Origin of the sequence: Acidovorax sp. Leaf160 (assembly GCF_001424265.1) — a bacterium.
Lineage (GTDB): Bacteria > Pseudomonadota > Gammaproteobacteria > Burkholderiales > Burkholderiaceae_C > Paracidovorax.
In genome coordinates, this window is sequence record NZ_LMOV01000002.1 from 112,761 (window position 1) to 136,737 (window position 23,977).

Annotated in this window: 22 protein-coding genes; 12 read left to right on the forward strand and 10 right to left on the reverse strand. The window is 67.3% G+C overall.

Translation table 11 applies throughout. The annotated features are described in order from the left end of the window. Positions 1-365: 365 nt before the first annotated feature. Positions 366-1,238 (reverse strand): aldo/keto reductase family oxidoreductase, encoded by an 873-nt coding sequence (locus ASF94_RS02510; protein ID WP_056661097.1) that lies wholly within the window; start codon positions 1,236-1,238, stop codon positions 366-368. Between the two features lie 102 nt (positions 1,239-1,340). Between ASF94_RS02510 and ASF94_RS02515 the strand changes: the two genes are divergently transcribed. Next, positions 1,341-2,300 (forward strand): LysR family transcriptional regulator, encoded by a 960-nt coding sequence (locus tag ASF94_RS02515; protein WP_056661100.1) that lies wholly within the window; start codon positions 1,341-1,343, stop codon positions 2,298-2,300. A 126-nt stretch (positions 2,301-2,426) separates the two neighbouring features. Here ASF94_RS02515 and kdgD read toward each other — a convergent pair whose 3' ends face one another. From kdgD to ASF94_RS02530, 3 genes are all read right to left on the reverse strand, one after another. After that, complete coding sequence (kdgD, locus tag ASF94_RS02520) at positions 2,427-3,338, reverse strand: 5-dehydro-4-deoxyglucarate dehydratase (RefSeq protein ID WP_056661103.1); 912 nt, start codon at positions 3,336-3,338, stop codon at positions 2,427-2,429. Between the two features lie 128 nt (positions 3,339-3,466). Then, on the reverse strand, positions 3,467-4,438 hold the full coding sequence (locus ASF94_RS02525; protein ID WP_056661386.1) for a tripartite tricarboxylate transporter substrate binding protein: 972 nt from the start codon (positions 4,436-4,438) through the stop codon (positions 3,467-3,469). A gap of 424 nt (positions 4,439-4,862) precedes the next feature. Continuing rightward, complete coding sequence (locus ASF94_RS02530; RefSeq protein ID WP_056661105.1) at positions 4,863-5,645, reverse strand: FadR/GntR family transcriptional regulator; 783 nt, start codon at positions 5,643-5,645, stop codon at positions 4,863-4,865. A gap of 62 nt (positions 5,646-5,707) precedes the next feature. Here ASF94_RS02530 and ASF94_RS02535 point away from each other — a divergent pair, with 62 nt between their 5' ends. From ASF94_RS02535 to ASF94_RS02555, 5 genes are all read left to right on the forward strand, one after another. Next, the gene (locus ASF94_RS02535; protein WP_056661108.1) at positions 5,708-6,529 is read left to right on the forward strand and encodes an NAD(P)-dependent oxidoreductase; all 822 of its coding nucleotides are present in this window, start codon (positions 5,708-5,710) and stop codon (positions 6,527-6,529) included. A gap of 7 nt (positions 6,530-6,536) precedes the next feature. After that, positions 6,537-7,559 (forward strand): SMP-30/gluconolactonase/LRE family protein, encoded by a 1,023-nt coding sequence (locus ASF94_RS02540; protein ID WP_056661111.1) that lies wholly within the window; start codon positions 6,537-6,539, stop codon positions 7,557-7,559. A gap of 130 nt (positions 7,560-7,689) precedes the next feature. Further along, positions 7,690-8,664 (forward strand): TRAP transporter substrate-binding protein, encoded by a 975-nt coding sequence (locus ASF94_RS02545; RefSeq protein WP_056661114.1) that lies wholly within the window; start codon positions 7,690-7,692, stop codon positions 8,662-8,664. Positions 8,665-8,782: 118 nt separating this feature from the next. Next, positions 8,783-9,271, forward strand: a complete 489-nt coding sequence (locus tag ASF94_RS02550; RefSeq protein WP_056661117.1) for a TRAP transporter small permease — start codon at positions 8,783-8,785, stop codon at positions 9,269-9,271. A 13-nt stretch (positions 9,272-9,284) separates the two neighbouring features. Next, a complete protein-coding gene (locus tag ASF94_RS02555) occupies positions 9,285-10,580 on the forward strand; it encodes a TRAP transporter large permease (RefSeq protein WP_056661120.1) in 1,296 nt (431 codons plus the stop codon). 188 nt (positions 10,581-10,768) lie between these two features. Here ASF94_RS02555 and ASF94_RS02560 read toward each other — a convergent pair whose 3' ends face one another. After that, positions 10,769-11,305, reverse strand: a complete 537-nt coding sequence (locus ASF94_RS02560) for a hypothetical protein (RefSeq protein WP_156382397.1) — start codon at positions 11,303-11,305, stop codon at positions 10,769-10,771. Positions 11,306-11,677: 372 nt separating this feature from the next. On the opposite strand from ASF94_RS02560, the gene phaR reads away from it, so the two are divergent. Beyond that, on the forward strand, positions 11,678-12,220 hold the full coding sequence (gene phaR, locus ASF94_RS02565; protein ID WP_056661126.1) for a polyhydroxyalkanoate synthesis repressor PhaR: 543 nt from the start codon (positions 11,678-11,680) through the stop codon (positions 12,218-12,220). Between the two features lie 50 nt (positions 12,221-12,270). Here the strand turns inward: phaR and ASF94_RS02570 are convergent, their stop codons facing one another. Then, entirely contained in the window at positions 12,271-13,092 is an 822-nt protein-coding gene (locus tag ASF94_RS02570) for a DNA/RNA non-specific endonuclease (protein ID WP_056661129.1), read from the reverse strand. Positions 13,093-13,772: 680 nt separating this feature from the next. On the opposite strand from ASF94_RS02570, the gene rimO reads away from it, so the two are divergent. Both rimO and ASF94_RS02580 read left to right on the forward strand, forming a co-directional pair. After that, positions 13,773-15,167: a 30S ribosomal protein S12 methylthiotransferase RimO gene (gene rimO / locus ASF94_RS02575; protein ID WP_056661132.1), complete on the forward strand. Its 1,395-nt coding sequence runs from the start codon at positions 13,773-13,775 to the stop codon at positions 15,165-15,167. Positions 15,168-15,456: 289 nt separating this feature from the next. Next, positions 15,457-16,779 (forward strand): Nramp family divalent metal transporter, encoded by a 1,323-nt coding sequence (locus ASF94_RS02580; protein WP_056661135.1) that lies wholly within the window; start codon positions 15,457-15,459, stop codon positions 16,777-16,779. Between the two features lie 380 nt (positions 16,780-17,159). Here the strand turns inward: ASF94_RS02580 and ASF94_RS02585 are convergent, their stop codons facing one another. Continuing rightward, positions 17,160-18,047, reverse strand: coding sequence for a DMT family transporter (locus ASF94_RS02585; protein WP_056661138.1), 888 nt, complete (start codon positions 18,045-18,047; stop codon positions 17,160-17,162). A 154-nt stretch (positions 18,048-18,201) separates the two neighbouring features. Here ASF94_RS02585 and ASF94_RS02590 point away from each other — a divergent pair, with 154 nt between their 5' ends. After that, positions 18,202-18,765 carry an XRE family transcriptional regulator gene (locus tag ASF94_RS02590; protein ID WP_056661141.1) on the forward strand — a complete coding sequence of 188 codons (564 nt, stop codon included), beginning with the start codon at positions 18,202-18,204 and terminating at the stop codon, positions 18,763-18,765. A gap of 112 nt (positions 18,766-18,877) precedes the next feature. Here the strand turns inward: ASF94_RS02590 and efp are convergent, their stop codons facing one another. The 3 genes from efp to ASF94_RS02605 all read right to left on the reverse strand — a co-directional run bounded on the left by efp (position 18,878) and on the right by ASF94_RS02605 (position 21,618). After that, the gene (gene efp / locus ASF94_RS02595) at positions 18,878-19,432 is read right to left on the reverse strand and encodes an elongation factor P (protein WP_056661144.1); all 555 of its coding nucleotides are present in this window, start codon (positions 19,430-19,432) and stop codon (positions 18,878-18,880) included. A 186-nt stretch (positions 19,433-19,618) separates the two neighbouring features. Then, entirely contained in the window at positions 19,619-20,707 is a 1,089-nt protein-coding gene (earP, locus tag ASF94_RS02600) for an elongation factor P maturation arginine rhamnosyltransferase EarP (RefSeq protein ID WP_056661147.1), read from the reverse strand. After that, positions 20,704-21,618 carry a LysR family transcriptional regulator gene (locus ASF94_RS02605; protein ID WP_056661150.1) on the reverse strand — a complete coding sequence of 305 codons (915 nt, stop codon included), beginning with the start codon at positions 21,616-21,618 and terminating at the stop codon, positions 20,704-20,706. Before ASF94_RS02605 ends, earP begins: the two co-directional genes overlap by 4 nt. A gap of 116 nt (positions 21,619-21,734) precedes the next feature. On the opposite strand from ASF94_RS02605, the gene ASF94_RS02610 reads away from it, so the two are divergent. Together ASF94_RS02610 and ASF94_RS02615 are read left to right on the forward strand one after the other, a co-directional pair. Continuing rightward, complete coding sequence (locus ASF94_RS02610) at positions 21,735-22,982, forward strand: CaiB/BaiF CoA transferase family protein (RefSeq protein WP_369818622.1); 1,248 nt, start codon at positions 21,735-21,737, stop codon at positions 22,980-22,982. Further along, the gene (locus tag ASF94_RS02615) at positions 22,979-23,968 is read left to right on the forward strand and encodes a hydroxymethylglutaryl-CoA lyase (protein ID WP_056661154.1); all 990 of its coding nucleotides are present in this window, start codon (positions 22,979-22,981) and stop codon (positions 23,966-23,968) included. The genes ASF94_RS02610 and ASF94_RS02615 overlap by 4 nt, the downstream gene beginning before the upstream one ends. The last annotated feature ends 9 nt before the right edge of the window (positions 23,969-23,977 follow it).

Here is a 23,977-nt window from a genome sequence, read left to right on the forward strand (position 1 = left end):
GGAGTTTTGTAGCTCAGCTCTAAGTTGTTGAAAACAATGGTTTTTTAGGTGGGGGAACACTCGGGACTTCGCTCCCGCCAGCTCCACCACTCAAGACACCGCCACACTCTGGAATCCCCGGGGCTGTGGCGGTTTTTCTTTGCTCCGGCCAGTGATTCGGTTTCAGGGAAGTCGCGCGCACAGCTCTTTCCTGCTCACAGGCCGTTTGCACCGCGCCCCGGCATCGGTTGCAGTCAGCAGCGACGGGAGTCAAGACACAGCCCTGAGCCTGACGGAGTTCACTTGGCGTTCTGGTGCACCGGACCGAGCCGGGCGCAGACGGATCCCGCCCTTCCAGCAAACCTGCAAGCCCTGCGGGCTCCGCATCACTGCGCTGCCACCCGCTCCAGTCGGGCCACGGCCTCCTGCGGCAGGGTCAGGCTGCCCGCCGCCAGGTTCTCATGCAGGTGCGCCCCCGAGGACGTTCCGGGAATCAGAAGGATGTTGGGCGATCGCTGGAGCAGCCAGGCCAAGGCCACTTGCATCGGGGTGGCCTCCAGTTGCTTCGCCACTTCCGACAATCCGGCGGACTGGAGCGGCGAGAAGCCGCCCAAGGGAAAGAAGGGCACATATGGCACCCCCTCGCTGGCCAAGCGGTCGATCAAGGCATCGTCCTCACGGTGAGCGATGTTGTACTGGTTCTGCACGCAAGCGATGCGGCATATGCGTTGGCCGTCGGCAATCTGCCTTGCAGTGACATTGCTAAGGCCGATATGCTTCACCAGGCCCTGCTGCTGCAACTCTGCGAGGGCGGTCAAAGGCGCCTCGAGCGAGCCCTCGGCGGGGCCATGTACATCGAACATGGCGCGCAGGTTCACCACCTCCAGCTTCTCCAGTCCGAGGTTGCGCAGATTGTCGTGCACCGCCTGGCGCACCTGATCGGGCGACAGCGCGGCATCCCATGAGCCGTCTGCGCCCCGCAGGCAACCGATCTTGGTCACGATCAACAGGTCATCCGGGTAGGGATGCAGGGCTTCACGGATGAGCTGGTTCGTGATGTGGGGCCCGTAGAAGTCGCTGGTGTCGATGTGGTTCACGCCAGCTTCAACGGCGGCCCGCAGCACGGCGACTGCGGCGGCACGGTCCTTGGGCGGGCCGAAAACGCCAGGCCCGGCCAGCTGCATGGCGCCGTATCCGATGCGGCGCACGCGGTGGTCGCCAAGAAGCAGGGTGGTGGGTGCGGCTGTCGCCAAGGTCATCGTGCAATCCGTGGGGTTGAGGTGAATGGCGTTCACTCTATTCGTCGATCGATTGCCTGATAAGGCGGCACAATCCGCACGGTCTGTGCAGGATTTGAAACAATGAACATCGACCTGGGTGACCTCAACGCGTTTATGGCGGTGGCGCGCATGCGGGGGTTCCGTGAAGGTGCCCGGTCCATCGGTAGCAGCGCTTCGGGCTTGAGCCTGGCAGTGCGCCGGTTGGAGTCTCAACTGGGGGTGCGGCTGTTGCACCGCACGACCCGGAGCGTGGTGCCCACGGAGGCCGGTCAGCGCCTGCTTGAGCGCCTGGGCCCGGCGTTGGGCGAAGTGGCAAGCGCGCTAGATGTGGTGAATGGCTTCCGGGACAAGCCGGCCGGAACACTCCGCCTGAACGTGCCTATGGGCGCATCCCGTCTGGTGCTGCCGGCCTTGGTGCCGGAGTTCTTGCAAGCCTTCCCCGACATCCAGTTGGACGTCGTCGTCGAAGACGGGTTCGTGGACCTGCTGGCCAGTGGTTGTGACGCGGGCATCCGCTACGACGACCGCCTGGAGCAGGATATGGTGGCCGTTCCAATCGGCCCGCGCGTGCAGCGCTTCGCGGCAGCCGCGTCGCCTGCCTACCTGGATCGCCGCGGGCGTCCAGCGCACCCCCGAGAGTTGCTGCAGCACGATTGCCTGCGGGGGCGTTTCGCCAGCGGCACCGTGCCGCCCTGGGACTTCGAGCGCGCGGGCGAATCGGTTCGTGTGGACCCCGTGCCGCGCATGGTGGTGCGACTGGGCGCGGCGGCCGACCTCGCGGTGGACGCCGCCGTGGGCGGCGCGGGTGTCATCTACATGTTCGAGGACTGGTTGCGGCCGTATCTCTCCAGTGGCCAGCTGGAGCCGGTACTGGCCGAATGGTGGCCGAGCTTCTCCGGGCCTTTCCTGTACTTCTCGGGCCGCACCTTGTTGCCAGCGCCCTTGCGGGCGTTCGTCGATTTTGTGCGAGAGCGGTCCACGCCGGATGGGGCAGTGTCTCTCGCCGTCGCCCGCCAGGCCGGCCGGCGCCCGCTGTGCTGACAACCCTCGGCCACGCGAGCCCGCACCAACGCATGCGGGCCTGGCAGAAACAGATCAGCCCACTGCAACGCGTGGGCTGATGGAATCGGGCGCACCGCCGGCCCGCCCTGGGCTGGCGCGGCGGGGTTACTGCGGGCCCAGCTTGTCGATCAATGCTTTGAGTTCTTCCATCTCCGAGGGCTTCAGATCGGACAGCGGCGCACGCACCGGACCGGCGTCACGGCCGACGATCTTGGCGCCGGCCTTGATGATGCTGACGCCGTAGCCTTCCACGCGGTTGCGGATGTCCAGATAGGGCATGAAGAACTCGCGCAGCAGGCGGTGCTGCGTCGCCATGTCGTCTGCAGCCACCGCCTTGTAGAACTCCATGGCGGTCTTCGGGATGAAGTTGAAGACGGCCGACGAATACACCGGCGTGCCCAGCGCTTTGTAGGCTGCCGCGTAGACCTCTGCGGTAGGCAGGCCGCCCAGGTAGGAGAAGCGGTCACCCATCTTCATGAAGATCGAAGACATCGTTTCGATGTTGCCCACGCCGTCCTTGAAGCCGATCAGGTTGGGGCAGCGGTCGGCCAGGATCGCCAGTGAGTTGGGCGTGAGCTTGGTGCGGTCGCGGTTGTAGACGATGACACCGAACTTGACGCTGTTGCACACCTGGGCGACGTGTTCGATCAAGCCAGCCTGGCCGGCTTCGGTCAGGTAGTGGGGCAGCAGCAGGATGCCGTGGGCGCCCAGGCGCTCGGCCTCCTGGGCATGGGCGATGGCGGTGCGGGTCGGGCCGCCCGCGCCCGCGATGATCGGCACCTTGCCGCGGCAGGTGTCCACCGCCGTCTTCACGACACGGCTGTACTCTTCTCCCGCAAGCGAAAAATACTCGCCGGTGCCACCTGCGGCGAACAGTGCGCTCGCGCCGTACGGAGCGAGCCATTCCAGGCGGGCCGCGTAAGACTTCGCGTTGAATTCGCCCTGCGCGTCAAAGTCGGTGACGGGGAAGGACAACAGGCCGGAGCCCATGATGGACTTGAGTTCTTGAGGTTGCATGGCTGCGCTCTGAGGGTGGGTGATATCTTGGGTGGAAAGCGACGGAAGGGGCGAGGGGCCGGGGCGGGCGGTCAGGGCCGGAGCCGTGCCCAGCGCGGCCGGTCCAGGCGCCTTTCGCGGAAAAATGGTCAGTCGAGTCGGATGTTGGCGGCCTGGACCACCGTCGCCCAGCGAGCGCGTTCCTTGGCGAAGAACTGGTCCTGCTCGGCAGGGGTCATCGTCACCACCTCGGCGCCCTGGCCGGCCAGGCGCGAGCGGATGTCGGCCGAGCGGATGACCGTGATGAGGGCCTTGTTCAGCTGCTGGACGACCGCATCGGGCGTGCCCTTCGGCGCGAGGATGCCTTGCCAGGTACCGGAATCGAAGCCGGTCACGCCCTGTTCGGCGATCGTCGGCACATTGCCGATGAGCGGCATGCGCGTGGCCTTCGACACGCCCAGCACTTTCAGCTTGCCGCTTTGCACATGCGGCAGGGTGGCCAGCATGCCGTTCATGAGGATCTGCGTCTGGCCCGCGACCGTGTCCTGGATGGCGGTCACGCCGCCCTTGTAGGGCACGTACTGCCACTTGGCGCCGCTGGCACGCTCCAGGGCCACGCCTGCCAGGTGGGGTGCGCTGCCGGTCGCCGTGACGGCGAAGTTCAGGTCCTCGGTCTTGGACAGCGCGATCAGCTCTTTCAGGTTGTTGGCCTTGACCGAGGGGTGCACGACCAGCAGGTGAGGCGAATACGCCAGCATGGTCACGCCGCGCAAGTCCGCCGAGGGATTGAACTGCAGCTTGGTGTAGACCGAGGGGCTGATCGCCAGCGCGCCGACATCGCAGAGCAGCAGGCTGTATCCGTCAGCCGGCGCCTTGGCCACGAAGTCCGCACCCAGGTTGCCGTTGGCACCTGGTTTGTTCTCCACGATCACCGGCTGCTTGAGCAGCTCCGACAGCGGCTGGCTGATGGAGCGGGCAATGATGTCCGAGCTGCCACCGGGCGGGTACGGAACGATGAGCCGGATCGGCTTGGAAGGCCAGGCGGCAGGCTGGGCGAATGCGGCGGTCGCGGACAGCAGGGCAGCGGCGCCCACCAGTGCCGAACGGCGGTTCAAAGTCATCGATGTCTCCTGGTTTATGTTGTAGGTCATCATACAACCAAAGATTTTGCAATGGCAAGGGGGTTTGTGGCTATGACTGGTGCGGAAGGGGCCAGGCGAAGGGGGGGGGGCGCTGGGTGCACGACATCAGGCCGTGGCGCCGCAGCGGCCTGGCCGTCGCGGAGAAGGTTGCCGGGTTTCGTCTGCCGAGGGCTTGCTTGCAGCGAAAGGTGATCGCTGGACTGGCGATGGGCGATGCGCGAAGACTGATTCAGTGCGTGCGTGCGTGCGTGCGGGCAGTTGCGGTCGCAGGGCGGCCGGCATTGCGATCGGCATCGCGGGCTGCGCGTTCTCGATGTGGCGGCGCATGCCTGCGGTGGACCATCCAGATCCAGCGCCTGCGCCCCGAAGGCGATGGGTTTTTGTGTCCGCCGCGCCCGGACGGTCAGACGGCTTTGGCGGCCTGCTGGGCCAGCCGCAGCCGTTCGCGGCTGTTGGTCAGGTGAATGCGCATGGCCGCGCGCGCCGACTCGGGGTCTTGCCGGGCAATGGCCATGAAGATCTCTTCGTGCTCGCGGTTGACGCGGTGCAGATAGGCGTCCTCGGGTGGTGCGTTGCGGATCGCCGCGATGCGTGTGCGCGGTATGAGCGTCGTACCGAGGTGGTTCATGATGTCGGCGAAGTAGGGGTTGCCCGTCGCCTGCGCGATCTGCAGATGAAAACGGAAGTCGTGCGTCACCGCATCGCCGCCTTCGGCCATGCTGCGGGCAAAGTCGTCCAGCGCGTTGCGCATCGCCGCCAGGTGCTCGTCGGTGCGGCGCTGCGCGGCCAGTCCGGCGGACTCGGTTTCAAGGCTGATGCGCAGCTCCAGCACGGCGAGCACATCGACCGACGCCGCCAGCTCCGAGGGGTCGAGCCGGAACACACCGCCGGCACGCGGGGGCAGCACGAAGGTGCCTATGCCGTGGCGGGTTTCCACCAGGCCCGCCGCCTGCAGCTTGGACAGGGCCTCGCGCACCACCGTCCGACTCACGTCATGCACGCGCATCAGCTCAGATTCGGTCGGCAGCTTGTCGCCCGGGCTCAAGACCCTGTCACGCACCTGGGCGCAGAAATGGTCCACCAGCACGTTGGCCAGGCCCCGAACGCGGCGGGGCGGCAGGGCGGCGGACGCCGTGGCGACAGCGTCGGGCGTGTATGCGGGTAATCCCTTTGGCAGCGTGCTCATCGTCTGATGATAATCCCCCTCACGTTGTACGACAACATATAACAAATCGCTGAAACTGTGCCATGAGCCAAAACCTTCGTGTCCACCGCCTCCTGTTGACCGGCGCCGCCGGCGGCCTGGGTTTTGTCCTGCGTGAGCGCCTGGGCGCCTTCGCGGACATCGTTCGCCTCTCCGACATCGCCCCCATCCCGCCCGCTGCCACCGACCGTCAGGCCGCCGAGGAGATCGTGCCCTGCAATCTGGCCGACAAGGCCGCGGTGGATGCGCTTGTGCAAGGGTGCGACGCCATCGTGCACCTGGGCGGCGTCTCCGTTGAACGCCCCTTTGAAGAGATCCTGGAGGCGAACATCAAGGGCGTCTTCCACATCTACGAGGCGGCCCGCCGGCACAACGTACGGCGGGTGGTGTTCGCCAGTTCCAACCACGTGATCGGTTTCTATCGGCAGACGGAGCGCATCGACGCGAATGCGCGCCGCCGGCCCGATGGCTACTACGGACTGTCCAAGTCGTTCGGCGAGGACATGGCCAGCTTCTATTTCGACCGCTACGGCATCGAAACCGTCAGCCTGCGTATCGGTTCCTCGTTCCCTGAACCGAAGGACCGCCGCATGATGAGCACCTGGCTGAGCTATGACGACCTGACCCAGCTGGTCGGCAAGGCGCTGTTCACGCCCAACGTGGGCCATACGGTGGTGTTCGGTGCATCCGACAACCGGGATGCCTGGTGGGACAACCATGCGGCCGCGCACCTCGGCTATCGGCCGCAGGACAGCTCCGAACGCTTCCGCGCCCAGGTCGAGTCCCGGCCCGCGCCTGCGGCCACCGACCCGGCTGCCATCTACCAGGGGGGTGCCTTCACCGCCCAGGGTCCCTTCGAGGGCTGAGGCGGCCATGTCGTCTTTCTCTGCCGCCGACGGCGCGGAACTGGTGCTCGATGCGCGTTGCGCCACGGGGGAGAGCCCGGTGTGGCGTGCGCAGGAGCAAGCGCTGTACTGGACCGATATTCCGGCGCGCGTGCTGCATCGCTGGGCGATGGGGCAGGGCGCCGCGCAGCGGGGTGCTGCACACCCGCTGTCGGTGGGCGCCGCGCCCGATGCGCAGCGCGCAGCTGCGCCGCACGACGCGCACCGGCAATGGCAGGCGCCCGAAATGGTGGCCTGCATGGCCGCAGTCGAAGGTGTACCCACCGGCCGCTGGATCGCGGGCCTGGAAACCGGGGTCTTCCTGCTGGAGCTGCCCGAGGACGCGGGCCTGGACACCCTGGCCGCGCAGCGTCTGGCTGCCGCTCCACATGCCCGGGACGGCATGCGTTTCAACGACGGCCGCTGCGACCGCCAGGGCCGCTTCATCGCCGGCACCATGCTGCAGGACATGGGCGCTGCAGCGCGCGTGGGCCGGGTGTACCGCTGGGGCCCGCAGGAGGTCGCCAGCGGCCGTCTGGCGGACCTGGAGCTCGGCGAGCTGATCGTGCCCAATGGCATCGCCTTCAGTCCGGACGGCCGCACCATGTACCTGTCGGACTCGCATCCGCAGGTGCAGGCCATCTGGGCCTTCGACTACGACACCGACACCGGCACGCCGCACGGCCGGCGGCTGCTTGCCGACATGACGGCGCTGCCGGGCCGGCCCGATGGCGCGGCGGTGGACGTGGACGGCGGCTACTGGATCTGCGGAAACGACGCCGGCCTGGTGCACCGCTTCACCCCCGACGGCCGGCTCGACCGATCGCTGGCCGTGCCGGTGAAAAAGCCCGCGATGTGTGCCTTCGGCGGCGCATCGATGGACACGCTTTACGTCACGTCCATCCGCCCTGGCGGCATCGACCTGGCCGACCAGCCGCTGGCCGGCGGCGTGTTCGCGCTGCGGCCGGGCGTGCAGGGCATGCCGGAGCCCGGGTTCCGCTTCGCTGGCTGATCTGCCGCAGGCGCCCCCGACCATCCAACCGTTTTCCTGAAGCCGAGCGGAGCACCTTTCCTTCTCACCGCGCGGACCGACGCACCCTTTTCCTTCTTCCAACGACTCCACAAGAGCAGAGGCAAACACCATGAAACCATCGACTTTCAAGGCCACGCTGGCAGCCATCGCCGCAAGCCTGTGCGCCCTCGGCGCCGGGGCCACCGAGTTCCGCTCGGCCGACATCCATCCGGACGACTACCCCACCGTCACCGCCGTGAAGTTCATGGGCGAGCGGCTCAAGGCGCTGTCGGGTGGCAAGCATTCCATCAAGGTGTTCAACAACAGCGCTCTGGGCAACGAGAAGGACACCATCGAGCAGGCCAAGATCGGCGCGCTGCAGATGGTGCGCGTGAACATCGCGCCAATGAACAACATCTGCGCAGAGACGCAGGTGCCGACGATGCCGTTCCTCTTCCGCTCGGTCGATCACCTGCACAAGGTGCTGGACGGCCCCATCGGCGAGGAGATTCTGAAGAGCTGCGAGAAGCAGGGCTTCGTCGGCCTGGCCTTCTATGACAGCGGCGCGCGCTCGATGTTCACGGCCAAGAAGCCGGTGCGCAGCTTTGCCGACATGAAGGGCCTGAAGGTGCGGGTGCAGCAGTCCGACCTGTGGGTGAGCATGATCGAGGCGATGGGCGCCAACGCCACGCCCATGCCCATGGGCGAGGTCTACACGGGCCTCAAGACCGGGCTGATCGACGCGGCCGAGAACAACTACCCGACCTACGAGAGCGCCCGCGCCTTCGAGGTCGCCAAGTACTACACCAAGACCGAGCATTCGATGGCGCCCGAGATGCTGCTCTTTTCCAAGCGTGCGTGGGACCGCCTCTCGCCAGAGGAGCAGGGCTGGATCCGCCAGGCCGCCAAGGAATCGGTGCCCTACATGCGCAAGCAGTGGGCGGAGCGCGAGATCAAGTCGCTGGCGACGGTGAAGGCCGGCGGCGCCGAGATCATCGAGATCGACAAGGCTCCGTTCCAGGCTGCGATGAAGCCGGTGTACGACAAGTTCATCACCGACGCCAAGTTGAAGGACCTGGTCAAGCGGGTGCAAGACACGAAGTGATCTCGCGGCGGCCCGGCGGCGCGTCTCCCGCAGACGCGTCGCCAGGCCGATTGCTCCTGGTTTCATAGCTGCAGGCGCTTGATACACGGGCGCTCGTGGCCTATTTCACCTCAAAATTATGTACACAAGACTGTGTCGCACGCTGGCGCGTGCGTGCATGTGGCTGGGCATCATCGGTCTCGTCGCCGTGATCTGCGCGGTCAGCTGGCAGGTGTTCGGCCGCTACGTGCTGAACAACACGCCGACCTGGGCGGAAAGCCTGGCTTTGCTGCTGGTGCTCTACGTCACGATGTTCGGAGTGGCCGTGGGCGTGCGCGACGCCGGCCACATCGGCCTCGAATCGTTCCTGGTGCTGGCGCCGGACTGGCTGCGGCTGAAGATGGAATACCTGATCCACGCGCTGATCCTGGTGTTCGGCGCCGTCATGGCCTGGAGCTGCGCGTCGCTCGCCGAATCGGTGTGGAGCTATCGCCTGCCCACGCTGTGGATCTCCGAAGGCTGGAAGTACGTGCCGGCAGCCATCGCCGGCGTCCTCATCGTGATGTTCTCCATCGAACACATCATCGCGCTGGCCCATGGCCGCGAAGTCGAACCCGCCTGGGGCTGAAGCGAAACAAGCCATGACCATTCCACTCCTGATCCTGAGCCTGTCCTTCACGGTCTTTCTGCTGCTGGGCGTGCCGGTCGCGTTCTCCATCGGCCTGTCGGCCCTGGCCACGCTGCTCTACGAAGGCCTGCCTCTGGAAGTCGGCTTCCAGCAGATGACGTCCGGCATGGGCATCTTCTCCTTTCTCGCGATTCCGTTCTTCATCTTTGCCGGCGAGCTGATGCTGTATGGCGGTATCGCCGACCGCATCGTCAACTTCGCGCGGGCCCTGATCGGCCACGTGCGTGGCGGCCTGGGCATGTCGAACGTGGTGGCCTGCACGCTGTTCGGCGGCGTCTCCGGCTCGCCGGTGGCCGACGTGTCGGCCATGGGCGCGGTGATGATCCCGATGATGAAGAAGGAGGGCTACCACGCCGACTACGCCGTCAACGTGACAACGCACGCGGCACTGGTCGGCGCACTCATGCCCACCAGCCACAACCTGATCATCTATGCGCTGGCGGCCGGCGGCAAAGTGTCGATCGCGGCGCTGATCCTGGCGGCCCTGGTGCCTGCACTGGTGCTCACCGTCAGCAACCTGGCGGCGGCCTACCTGGTGGCGGTCAAGCGCGGCTATCCGAAGGGCACCTTTCCCGGCTGGCACATCGTGGCCCGCTCGTTCGCAGCGGCGCTGCCGGGCCTGTTCATCGTCGTGCTGATCCTCGGGGGCATTCTCTCGGGCATCTTCACCGCGACCGAGTCCGCCGCCGTGGCGGTGCTCTACGCGCTGGGCCTGACGATCTTCCTCTACCGCACGCTGAAGTGGGAACACTTCATCAAGGCGGCGTCGAAGGCGGTGCGCACCACGGGCGTCATCCTGCTGCTGATCGGCATCTCCAGCACCTTCGGCTACCTCATCAGCCTCTACGGCGTGGCCGAATTGACGGGCAAGATGCTGGCGGAGGTGACCACCACCCCGTGGATGATCTTCCTGCTGATCAACGTCATCCTGTTCGTGCTGGGAACCTTCCTGGACATGGCGGCCACCATCCTGCTGTGCACGCCCATCTTCCTGCCGATCGCGCAGGAATACGGCATGACGGCGGTGCAGTTCGGCATCGTGATGTTGGTCAATTGCGCCCTGGGGCTGAATACGCCCCCGGTGGGCACCACCCAGTTCGTCGGCTGCGCGATCGGCGGGGTCTCGGTGGGCACGGTGATGCGCACGATCTGGCCGTTCTATGGCGCGCTGATCTTCGCGCTCGCGCTGGTGACCTTCGTGCCCACGTTCTCGACCTGGCTGCCCAGCCTGTTCATGGTCGTGAAATGATGTTTTAGTCCGGGCCGGCCCCTGGCGGCACAGCGCGCCAGGGGTGCCGGCCAGGCGCGCGAATGGCGCAGAAAAGAAGGGTGGGGCATCCCTGCGCCAGCACGCTGCGCGCGCTGTGAAGTCCATCCCCAAAGCACAAGGCCCAGTGAAGACTGGGCCTTGTGCTTTGGCGCTGCGGTGCCAGCGCTTCAGGTCGCCGCCGCCTGGACTCTCAGCGAGGAGGCATCCGTGGCCAGGGCATTCAGCGAACCGTCGCCGCCCATGCGGAAGTACGCGGCCGGGCTGTTGGCCGTCATGATGTACGCGCCCAGGCAACTGGCCGGCAGGGTCATCGTGCCGACGGCTTCGTCCTCACCGATGTGGAAGGTGGCAGCGGGCAGATCGGCTGCCAGCGTGAAGCCGATCAGCAGCACGGTCGCGCGCGTGGCGACGCGATTGCCGATGATCTCGATGCAACCGACCGCCTGGTTGAGCACGTACTCGCGGTCTGAATAAGTGGCGTGGCCGGACAGGGTGATGACGCGGACGCCACGCACCTTGATCACTTCGCCGTTGTCCCAGGTAGGAGACAGGTCAAGCGGGGTGAATTGCTGGAGCAGCCCCTTTTGCTGTCGGGTTCGCAGTGGATAATTTCCCATGGTGTTCGCATTCGTGAAGCCGAGGGCCTGTCCCGCCGTCAGCGTGCCTGAGAGGGACGGCAAGTCAACGGTATTGTGGGAGGCCATGGATGGAGATCCGTGGAAAGTTTTGAAAAGAACTGCCCCTTTGCAGCCCGTAAGTGAGTCTCGGTCCCGTGTCCGCGGCGGATCGTAAGAACCGTCTTACATGGGGGTCATCCAATGCCGATGTCTGCTTACAAAGTAAGCAATCGTGTATTTTTTGTCAATTCACGCCCGTGCGCAACCTCCTGCGACCGCCGCAGCTTGGGCCTCCTGCCAACCGTGGCAGCCCCCGCAATCACGCTGTAAGCAATCCACGGATCAGCCACCACGCCCGGCCGCGCGCTCAGGGTAATCCTTGCGCGGCGCGGTCCGGCGCAATCCCTAGAATGGCCCGGAGCGCAATTTGATGGGGCACGATGCCCGGAGGAGCCAGCTGTGCCAGAAGACAACCAATCCACCGCCGCCCCGGCAACCACCGCACAGCGACTGATCAAGAAGTATCCGAATCGCCGCCTCTACGACACCTCCACCTCCACCTACATCACCCTGTCGGAAGTCAAGCAGCTGGTGATGGAGGGCGAGCCCGTGGCGGTCCGCGATGCGAAGACGGGTGACGACCTGACGCGCAGCATCCTGCTGCAGATCATTCTGGAGGAAGAAGCCGGCGGCGCTCCCATGTTCACCGAAGCGGTACTGGCCAACATCATCCGGTTCTACGGCCATGCCATGCAGGGCTTCATGGGCAGCTACCTCGAGAAGAACGTACAGGCCTTCACCGAGATCCAGGCCCGCATGACCGAGCAGTCGCAGGTCATGACGCCCGAGATGTGGAGCAAGTACATGCATCTGCAGTCCCCGATGCTCCAGGGCATGATGGGCAGCTACGTGGAGCAGTCGCAGGCCGTCTTCACGCAGGTGCAGGAACAGATGCAGAAGCAGACCGAGCAGATGCTCGGCGCGTTTGGCATCAAGCGCTGAACTTTTGCTGCGGCCTGGCCGCGTTCTCCAGTCGAGCGGCGGTACCGGGCTCAGTCCGGCCGCTCGCCCGGCAGCAACTGCATGCCGGTCCTCTTCACCAGCTCGGCATAGCTGATCGGCCGGCCCACCTGCGCGCTCGGCGCGTTCTGTTGCCAATGCGCCCAGCTCCTGCCCGTCGATGGATCGAACACCAGCTTGAACAGGTGCGATGGCACCGCCACGCCGCCGGCCCCGATGCGCTGCGCGCCCGGCTCGAACACCGGTCCGGTGATGACGTAGACGTCGCCCTGCGCACGCATGGCGTAGCGGCGGGTGTCCGCCTCGATCTTGGCCCAGGCCCCGCCGTTCTGCTTCGGGTCCTGCGGGACCATGTTCGCCAGGCTGAAGCTCTGCGCCATGGCGCTGGGCGTGCCCATGTCCGCCGCGGGCGCCATATGTCCCCGTGACCAGCCGGAGCCCTTGTAGTCGGCCAGCTCGGCACGCTCGCCGCGCGGCAGGCGGGCATCGGCATAGAACTTGTCCGAGCGCTTCAGGCCGTCGCCTGCCTGCAGGATCTGCCGGTTCAGGCGTTCAGCCACGTAGACCGGGGTGCGCGTGGCGCCGCTGTGGAGCACGGCAAACGCGTCGAAGCACAGCTCGCGCAACTGAGGTGCATGCGGCGTGACAGGGGCCATCCAGCCCGCGAAGTGCTGGGGGCACGAGGCAAAGGCGGTGGAGGTGGATGTGGTGGATGTGGTGGATGTGGCTGAGGCGGCAGGGGCTGTGGACGTGGTGGGCGGGGCAGGTCGCCGGGCCTGCGCCGGTCCGAGTCCGGGTGTGATGCCGCAGCTGGTGGCCTGCAGTCCGACGACACCGAACGTGAACAAAGCCATCAGCCACCGCCTGGCGCGGCTGCTGGAGCGAGGAGTGAGGAGGGAGGTCGATGGTCTGGCCGGCTTGCGTTTGCGCGTTTTGCTCATACGCCGGCAGTCTAAATGTCAACCAACTGTCAAACTGAGGCGCAGGCCATTCTTTGGGTGGAAGCAGCCCTCTCGCGTGTTCCGGCCGAGCACGCGAATCTCCCCCGCCAGCCCGCCAGCCCGCCAGCCTTGGCCGAGCAACCCGTGCATGCTCTCCAGGGCCTCCCTGCGCCCGTGCCGGCGTAGCAACTCCCTGCAGGGCGGGCTTCACCCACGCAGGGCTTCCCGCTGCCGGCCGTGACGGCTGGGATGGCGGCATTTACAATCGGCGCCAGTTGCGCCCGGGCCTGGATCGGCTCGGCGCTTGAGAGCCGGTCCCGCCCCTCTACGACAAGCATCGATCCCGCTGCGAACCGTCCGGCCTCAATCCCCGACACGGCGTGTTGCAGTGGCCCGGCTGGCCTCGGTGCCTGGCGGCCTGCCGGCCGGCCTCGGCCCGGCATCGCGATGCTTGTCGTTCTGCCCCAGACCGGTGCCCCACTGCCCACTTCGTTGCGCATGTCCACTGACGCCATCGGCTGCGCACATTGCTCTGGCGCGGGTGAGGCAGACCCAGACAGCCACAGACAAGACCTTCCACGATCGACCCGTACATGACTGAAACCGTTGCACAACCGGCCCGCGCACCGCGCATTGGGATGGTGTCCCTTGGCTGCCCCAAGGCGCTGACCGACTCCGAACTCATCCTCACGCAGCTGAGCGCCGAGGGCTACGAAACCTCCAAGACCTTCCAGGGCGCTGACCTGGTGATCGTCAACACCTGCGGCTTCATCGACGACGCGGTGCGGGAAAGCCTGGACACCATCGGCGAGGCACTGGCGGAGAACGGCAAGGTGATCGTCACCGGCTGCCTGGGCGCGCGCGCGGGCGAGGGTGGCAGCAACATGGTGCGCGAGATGCATCCGAGCGTGCTGGCCGTCACCGGCCCCCACGCCACGCAGGAAGTGATGGACGCAGTCCACCTGAACCTGCCCAAGCCGCACGACCCCTTCCTCGACCTGGTGCCCGGTGGCTTCGGCGTGGCGGGCATCAAGCTGACGCCCAAGCACTACGCCTATCTGAAGATCAGCGAAGGCTGCAACCACCGCTGCACGTTCTGCATCATCCCTTCGATGCGGGGCGACCTCGTTTCGCGTCCGGTGGGCGATGTGCTGAACGAAGCCCGCGCACTGTTCGAAGGCGGCGTGAAGGAGCTGCTGGTCATCAGCCAGGACACGTCGGCCTACGGCGTGGACGTGAAGTACCGCACCGGTTTCTGGGACGGCAAGCCGGTGAAGACGCGCATGCTGGACCTGGTCGCGGCGCTGGGCGAGATCGCCGAGCCCTACGGTGCCTGGGTGCGGCTCCATTACGTCTACCCGTATCCCAGCGTGGACGAAGTCATCCCCTACATGGCCACCGGCAAGGTGCTGCCGTACCTGGACGTGCCGCTGCAGCACAGCCATCCGGACGTGCTCAAGCGCATGAAGCGGCCGGCCAGCGGCGAACGCAACCTGGAGCGCATTCAGCGCTGGCGCGAAGCCTGCCCGGAGCTGGTGATCCGCAGCACCTTCATTGCCGGTTTTCCGGGCGAGACGGAAGAAGAGTTCCAGCACTTGCTCGACTTCATGCGCGAAGCCCAGATCGACCGTGCCGGCTGCTTTGCCTACAGCGACGTGAATGGCGCCGCTGCCAACGAATTGCCGGGCATGCTGCCGATGGCCTTGCGCGAAGAGCGTCGCGCCCGCTTCATGGCGGTGGCCGAGGAAGTGTCCATCGCACGCCTGCAGCGCCTCGTGGGCGCGACCATGCAGGTGCTGGTGGACCACGCGCCGGCACTGGGCCGCAAGGGCGGCACCGGCCGCAGCTATGCCGATGCGCCCGAGATCGACGGCGTGGTGCACCTGCTGCCGCCCGAGAAGATCAGCAAGCAGTTGAAGGTCGGCGAGTTCACCCGCGCGCAGATCGTGGGCGTGCAGGGGCACGATCTGGTCGCCCGGCCGATCTGAGCGCCCGCTGGGTCGCGCCGGCTCCATCGCCTGCCAGCAGGGCGCTGGCAGCCTGGCGAGGCCGGACCCATCGCGTTGGCTGGTGCGGCCGGCTGTGGGCCCTGCGATCTGGGAGGCCCGAGCGGCTTCGTCCGCCACGTGCCGCTCCAGCGAGGCCGGGGCGACTGCCTGCCAGCCAGGCCACGAGACCTGGGAACACCGGATGCCAGGGGCTTTGGAAGCGTGGCCGCTATTCGCGCGATAGCCACGTTTGCCTCGCAAGGCCGTGCCATTTCCCTAAGATCGCGCGATGTTCTTCCCGCTGCCGCGCACCGCTACCGCACCGTTTTGCCCGTCCGAGGTCAAGGGCTCCGTCCGCATCGACCCCGGCCTGCCGTTTCACAGAAAGCTGCTGCGCTATGCCGGGCCGGGCCTGCTGGTGTCGGTGGGGTATATGGACCCGGGCAACTGGGCCACGGACATCGAGGCCGGTTCCCGGTTCGGCTACGGCCTGCTGTTCGTGGTGCTGCTCGCCAGCCTGGCCGCCATGCTGCTGCAGACGCTGTGCGTGCGTCTGGGGCTGGTAGCGCAGCGTGACCTGGCCCAACTGTGCCGCGAACGCTACGGGCCCGTGGCCAACCGGTTGCTGTGGGCGGGCGCCGAACTGGCGATCATCGCCTGTGACCTGGCCGAGGTGCTGGGAGGCGCGTTGGCGCTGCACCTGCTGTTCGGCGTGTCGATTCCCGTGGGCATCGGCATCACGGCGTTCGACACCCTGCTGGTGCTGGGGCTGCAGGGTGCGGGTTTCCGGCGCGTCGAGGCCATCGTGCTGGGCCTGGTGGGCACCATTGCGGCCTGCTTCGCCGTGGAGCTGGCGTTTGCCCAGCCCCTCTGGTCGCAAGTCGCCGTGGGGTTCGCGCCCAGCCTGGAGCGGCTGCAACAGCCCGGTGCCCTCTATCTGGCCATCGGCATCGTCGGCGCGACGGTGATGCCGCACAACCTGTACCTGCACTCATCCGTGGTGCAGACGCGGCTGGTGGAAGATACCGACGCCGGCCGCCGGGAGGCGATCCGCTTCTGCACGCTGGACGCCGTCATTTCCCTGTCCCTGGCCATGCTGGTGAATGCCGCCATCATGGTGCTGGCCGCCAGCGCTTTCCACGGCACAGGTCACCAGGACGTCGCCGATATCGCAGACGCCTACCGGCTCATCGAGCCGCTGGTGGGCAGCGCGCTGGCCGCCACGCTCTTCGGCGTCGCGCTGCTGGCCTCCGGTCAAAGCTCCACCTTTACCGGCACCATCGCCGGGCAGATCGTCATGGAAGGCTTTCTGAACCTGAAGATTCCCTGCTGGCAGCGCCGGCTCATCACCCGGGTGCTGGCCCTGGTGCCGGCGCTGGCGGGCGTCTGGTGGCTGGGCGACGACAGCATCGGCAAGATGCTGGTGCTGAGTCAGGTGGTCCTGAGCTTCCAGCTGCCCTTTGCTATGTGGCCGCTGATCCGTTTCACGAGCGACCGTGCGCTGATGGGGAGCTTCGCGAACGGACGCGCGTTGCGGGTGCTGGCCTGGGCGCTGTTCGCGGTGATCTCGGTGGCGAACGTCTGGCTCGTGGGAGTGGTGCTGGCGGGGTGAGAGCGGCTGCCACGACGCGTCTGGTGTCGTTGCCGCCATCCTGAGTGGATCGTGGGCGGGGCGGAGGTTCCCGGCCCTTGGGCGGGGCCATGACCCTGATCCACTGCTGACCGGCGCGCCACCAGTTGGCGCCCGGGCACTGCACGCGCTCGTCAACATGCGCAAAGCGGCGCTGCTCGATGCGCTGGATGCGGCGCGCATCGCGAAGCTGGGGATGGATTGGACGGCGGTCCGGCAGGGTTGCCGGACGAAGTGGACGGCGCGCACCCGCGTCTGCTGCCGCGATGACGACGCACTGCGGCGCTTACGCGTGTACGCGCTGCCGATCAGGCCGGCCAGCGTGCTGGTTCGTCGGCGCCTGCTCCGCTGCGGCCTCCGGCTCACACCCTGCGGCGCAGGCTGCCGATCCGCCAGCCGAAGTGGGTCCCCGCCACGGCCCAGAGGATCGCTGCCGCACCGGCTATCTGCACCGGACCCAGCCAGTGTCCGAAGGCCCAGGCATCGACCAGAATCGCCACGATGGGATAGATGAACGACAGCACGCCGATCGTGGACGTCGGCAGCTTCTGGATGGCGCTGTAGAGCAGCGTGGACATGAGTCCCGTATGGATGGCCCCGATCGCGGCCAGCAGGGCCCAGACGGCCGGAGACGAGGCGCCGGCGGGCAGGCCGGCGAACGGCAGCATCAGCACGCTGCCTACGACGAGCTGGATCAGTACGATCAGTCGGGCCGGCACATCGCGCAGCTTCTTGGTGAGGGCGGCCGCCAGCGCATAGAAGAATGCCGCCGCCAGCGCGAGGCCGAAACCGGCAAGGTAGGCAGGCGACGGCGTGCCGGCCGTCGCGCCGCCGATGACGATGAGCACCAGCCCGATGAATGCCAGGCCCAGCCATCCCCCTTGCGAAGGCGTCATCCGCTCGCCGAAGAGCATCGCACCCAGAGCCGCCAGCATGAACGGCTGGGTGTGGTAGGTGACGGTGGCAATCGCGATGGAGGCATGCGAAAAGGCTGCGAAGAGCAGAGTCCAGCTGGCGGCGAGCGCCACGCCGCCGACGGCCGCGATGCCGGCCTGCCGCAGGCCGATGCGGCGGACGCGCGCCTCGGGCGTGCCCAGGCAGATCGCCGCCAGAGCCGCGGCGCCGAACGCACAGCGCCAGAACACCACCGACGCCGCCGGCATTCCGGTCAGCAACACGCACCAGCCCACGGTGCCGGCAATGGCCATGGCCGTGCTCATCTGCAGCATGCCTGCCGTTCTGGGGTTCATCTGCGGGCTCCGTATGCTTTGCGCCGCAGCCGGCGTCAGCGCGAGGGAAGGAATATCCGTTGTTGTTCGTTAAAAAGAACGATTGAGCGATATGATGAATTTCTCTCGGTCGTTCGTCAAGTCGAACGATTGTTTGATTTGTTGGATAAGCCCCATGAATGTGTCCCCCGTCTCGTCTCCCATCGATCTGGTGGCCGCTGCCCTCCGCCGTGAACGGGAGCGATTGGGACTCTCTGTGTCGGAATTGGCCAAGCGCGCCCGGATCGCCAAATCCACGCTGTCGCAACTGGAGGCGGGCAGTGGCAACCCCAGCCTGGAAACGCTGTGGGCGTTGGCAACGGCATTGGGCGTGCAGGTGACGCGGCTGATCGCCGAGCCTGCAGGCCATGTGCACGTCATCCGGGCCAACGAAGGCGCCGCCCTGGCGTCCGCGCAGGCGAATTACGCCGCAACGCTGCTGGCGGTGTGTCCGGCCGGCATGCAGCGTGATCTCTACCGCCTGGCGGCGCAGCCCGGGCAAGCCCGGACATCGGACAGCCATCTGCCCGGTACCGTCGAGCACGTCGTGCTGTGCAGCGGCCGTGCCCTGGTCGGGCCTGCCGACCGGCCGGTGGAACTGGCCCCGGGGGACTACGCCCGTTATGCGGCGGATGCGAGGCATGTGTTCGAGGCGCTCGAGCCGCACACCACGGCAGTCCGGCTGATCGAGCATCCCTGAGGCTTTCGCACGCCGGCCCCGGGGAGCCAATGAAAAAGGCACCGGCCATGGGAATGGCGGGTGCCTTTTTCAGGGGAGAGCGAGGGGGCGCGCCGGTGGGCGCGCAGCCCGCTCAGACGCGCTTGCGGTATTCGCCGGTGCGGGTGTCGATTTCGATCTTGTCGCCTTGGCTGACGAACAGCGGCACGGGCACTTCGAACCCGGTGGCGATCTTGGCGGGCTTGAGCACCTTGCCGGACGTGTCGCCCTTGACGGCGGGTTCCGTCCAGGTGATTTCGCGCTCGACGCTGGTGGGCAGTTCGACCGAGATGGCCTTGCCGTCGTAGAACACCACTTCGAGGGCCATGCCGTCTTCCAGGTAGTTCAGCGCGTCGCCCATGTTTTCGGCTTCGACTTCGTACTGGTTGTATTCGGTGTCCATGCAGACGTACATCGGGTCGGCGAAGTACGAGTACGTGCATTCCTTCTTGTCGAGGATGACGTTGTCGATCTTGTCGTCGGCCTTGAACACGTTTTCTGTGCCGAAGTTGCCGATCAGGCTCTTGAGCTTCATGCGCACCGTGGCAGCGCCGCGGCCGCCGCGGGCGTATTCGGTCTTCAGGACGACCATGGGGTCCTTGCCGTGCATGATGACGTTGCCGGCGCGGATTTCTTGAGCGATTTTCATAGCAGATTGCTGGGGTTGAAGCCGCTCTACGTGCTGAGGCGCGCGGGGTGCCTGCATCCACCAGGCTTCAAATCATGGTGTTGCAGGCCCGGCGCCAGCACATGTTCCGCGGCGGGGTGCACCGGCTGGGCGCCCTGATCGTCTGACCAGGAGCTGCCGCCTTCAATTGGCGCAAAGCCGTGGATTTTAGCTTTTTTCGGCCACGAACCCCATCAGTTGCGTCAATAGATCGTCCTGCGCCAGCAGACGCGCCCGGGCGGCCTGCACGCAGGCCTGCCAGTCGGCCAGGGTGGCGGCGGTGATCGCGGGCAGCGCGACGTCGCTGCCTACGCCGTTCCATGCGGCGTGGAAGCGTCGCAGCGACTCGGGCGCGTCCAGCCAGTCGAGGAACGCCTGCAGCTTGGCGTGGTGGGCGTCGTCGTCCTGCGGGTAGATGTGCCACACGAACGGCCGCCCGGCCCAGAGGGCGCGCACCAGCGAATCCTCGCCACGCACGCAGTTGAGATCGCAGGCCCACAGCATTTCGTCGAAGGCCGGTTGGGGGCAGGGGGCGAGAAACTCCACTGTCAGCGTCGGATGCGCGGGCTGGAGGGCTTGCACCGCCGCCGCCGCGCGGCCCGGCGTGGCCAGCAGCCGTGCATTCCCGCGGGCTGCCAACTGCGCAACCAGGGCCGGCAGTCCGGCCGGCTCGTAGCAAAAGAGCGACACCGCCAGCTGTTCTGCGCCGATGCCGCGGCGGGCGCGCCATGCGGAACGGTCGAAGGCGGCCTGCCGCTGCAGCAGGTCCGCCTCGCGCAGCAGCCCGCCGGTGCGCGGAGTGAAGCCCGGGTAGAAGAACCAGCGGGTGCAGCCCGCCCCCGGGCCGCTGGACTGCAGGGAGGGCAACCGGTGGCTGCGCTCCACGAAGGGCTCGGCGGACAGGTATTCCAGGTTGATCCAGAGCGGTTTGGAGTGTTTTGAGCCTTCTGCGCCCATGGAATGGGCGATGGATGCTATGAAATCAGGAGCGATTTCGCAGCCGAAGGCTTCAACGACCACATCGCCCGGCCCGCCCGGCGGCGCCGAGGTCGGCCAGGGCAGCACCTGAACGTTGGGCGCTCCCGCGGGCGCCATCCACGCCAGGGCGCTGGCGTCATCGGTCCACAGTCGGACGCGCTCGCCCCGCGCCGCCAGCTGCGCGCACAGCCGCCAGCACACGCCGATGTCCCCGAAGTTGTCGATGACCTGGCAGAACACGTCCCAGAGGCGCGAGTGGGAAGAAGGGTGGGGCGTCACGCCACGGCCTCCTCGGGTTCGGGGGCAGGGCCGCGCAGGTGGTCCACCAGCAGCCGCGCCACGCTGGAGAGCGATTCGCCCGAACGCACGCACAGCGACAGCCGCCGTTGCGCCCAGGTCTCGCGCAGCGGCACCACCCGCACCGGGAGGGCGCCGCGGTAGAGCTGCGCGCTGCCGCGCGGCATCACGCCCACGCCCAGGCCGGCGGACACCATCAGGCAGAGCGCGTCGTAGCCCGTGACCTGGATGCGCAGGCGCAGCGGGCGCTCCAGCTCTGCGGCGGCCCGCGTGAGCACGTGGTTGATGGCGCTGCCCGGGTGCATGCCGACGAAGTCGCAGTCGATCGCGTCGGCCAGGCGCACCCCGCCGCGCCGCTTGGCCAGCGGGTGCCCGGCGGGCACGACCAGCACCAGTTTGTCCTGGCGATAGGGCAGCAGCGCCACGCGGTCGCCGTAGCTGCCGTGGTTGAGGATGCCGACGTCCGCCGCGTTCTCCGCCACCGACCGGGCGACGGCGGTGCTGATCTGTTCCTGCAGCTGCACCTGCACCTGCGGATGGGAGGCCATGAAGCGCTGCAGCTCGGTCGGCAGGAACTGGGTGATGGCCGAGATGTTGGCCACCACGCGCACCTGGCCGCGCACGCCCGCCCGGAAGTCGCTCATCTGCACGGCGATGCCGTCCAGGTCGTTGAGCACGCCGCGCGCCATGTCCAGCAGCGCGAAGGCAGCCGCCGTCGGTTCGGTGCCGCGGTTGCTGCGCGTGAAAAGCTCCACCCGCAGTGCGGCTTCCAGCTCGGCCAGGCGCCGGCTGGCCGCCGAAGGCGCGATGTGCTCGCGGGCGGCCGCGCGGGCGATTGCGCTTTCCTCCATCACGGCGACGAAGAGGCGCAGGGAGACCGGGTCGAGCTTCATGGCCGGGATGGTAGCGCCGCCATGCCGTTTTGCGATGGCAGCTTCGCGCATCAGCGTTATGCACCGCCCGCGCCGGGCGGCATCATCCGACGCAACTTCCAGGGGCAGAGCGAGACATGACGATGACGACGGATTCAGCGGCCACGGCCGATGGCATTTCCTCTGCGGCAGCCACGCCCGCGGCGCTGGGCGGCGTGCGTGTGATCGAGATGGGCCAGCTGATTGCCGGCCCTTTCTGTGGCAAGACGCTGGGTGAATTCGGTGCCGACGTGGTGAAGATCGAAGCCACCGGCGCTGGCGACCCGCTGCGCAACTGGCGCATGCTGCAGGACGGCACGTCGGTGTGGTGGCAGGTGCAGTCGCGCAACAAGCGCTCGGTGGCGCTCGATCTGCGCCAGCAGGAAGGGCAGGACATCGCGCGCCGGCTGATCGCCGAGGCCGACGTGCTGATCGAGAACTTCCGGCCAGGCACGCTGGAAGGCTGGGGCATGTCGCCCGACGAACTGCACGGCCTCAACCCGGGGCTCGTGATCTTGCGCATCTCAGGCTACGGCCAGACCGGCCCCTACCGCGATCTGCCGGGCTTCGGCGTGATCGGCGAAGCCATGGGCGGGCTGCGCCACCTGACCGGCGAGCCCGGCCGGGTGCCGGTCCGGGTGGGCGTGTCGATCGGTGACACGCTGGCCGCGCTGCACGGGGCCATCGGGGTGCTGACGGCGCTCTACCACCGCAAGGTGAGTGGCGGCAAGGGGCAGGTGATCGACGTGGCCCTGCACGAGGCCGTGTTCAACGTGATGGAGAGCCTGATTCCCGAATACAGCGCCTTCGGCGCGGTGCGTGGCGCCGCAGGCAGCGCGCTGCCGGGCATCGCACCCTCCAACGCCTACCCGTGCACGGACGGCTGGGTGCTGGTGGCGGGCAACGGCGACAGCATCTTCAAGCGGCTGATGGAGTCCATCGGCCGGCCCGACCTGGCCGCAGCGCCCGACCTGGGCGACAACGCGGGCCGGGTGGCCCGCGTGCAGGAGATCGACGCCGCCATCGGCGCCTGGACGCAGCAGCGCACGGTGGCCGAGGTGATGCAGACGCTTTCCGCGGCGCGCGTTCCGGCCGGCAAGGTCTACACCGCACAGGACATCGCCGAAGACCCGCACTACCGCGCCCGCGGCATGCTGCTGCCGCAGACCACCCGCGATGGCCACACGCTCGAAGTGCCGGGCATCGTGCCCAAGCTCTCGGCCACGCCCGGCACCATCCGCTCCAGCGCCCCGCGCCTGGGCGACGACACCGATGCGGTGCTGCGGGAGGCAGGCCTCAGCGAGGCGCAGATCGCGCTGCTGCGTGACAAGGGGGTAGTGCAATGAACGAAGACCAAGCTGCGGGCAACGTCTGGCACGGTGCGGGTCGCCGCATCCACATGCAGGAAGTCGGCACCCGCGACGGGCTGCAGATGGAGCAGGCCTTCGTGCCGACGGAAGACAAGATCGCGCTGGTGGACGCGCTGTCGGAGACGGGTCTGGCCAAGATCGAGGTGACGGCGTTCGTGTCACCCGCTGCCATTCCTGCGCTGCGCGACGCGGAGATCGTGCTGCGCGAGATCACCCGGCGCCCCGGCGTGGTCTACGCCGCGCTGGTGCCCAACGTGCGCGGCGCGGAGCGCGCGATCGAGGCGCGCACCGACGAGCTGAACCTGGTGATGTCCGTCAGCGAAACGCACAACCTCGCCAACCTGCGCATGACGCGCGCCCAGTCGTTCGCGTCGCTGGCCCAGGTGGTGGCGACGGCGCAGGCCGCGGGTGTGGCGGTGAACGTGTCGCTGTCCTGCGTGTTCGGCTGTCCGATGGAGGGCGACGTGCTGCAGGGCGACGTGTTCGCCTGGGTGCAGCGTTTCGCGGATCTGGGCGTGGGAGGCATCACGTTGTGCGACACGACGGGCATGGCGCACCCGGCGCAGGTCGCAACCCTGGTGGCCGCCGCGCGTGCGCGCTGGCCGGGCCTTGCGTTCACGCTGCATTTCCACAACACCCGCGGCATGGGGCTCGCCAACGTGCTGGCGGCCATCGGCGCCGGTGCCGACCGGTTCGATGCCTCGCTGGGCGGGCTGGGCGGCTGCCCTTACGCCCCGGGCGCTTCGGGCAACGTCTGCAGTGAAGAGGTCGTGCATGCGCTGGAGCTCATGGGCTACGACACGGGCGTCGATCTGGCGGCGCTGCTGGCGGCGGCCCGGCGCCTGCCCGCGCTCATCGGGCACGACATTCCGGGCCAGCTGGCCAAGGCGGGCAGGCGCCTCGACCTGCACCCGGTGCCCGCCGATTTCGAGGCCATCCGGGAGCGGGCCCTGGCGCGGTGAAGCGCAGCG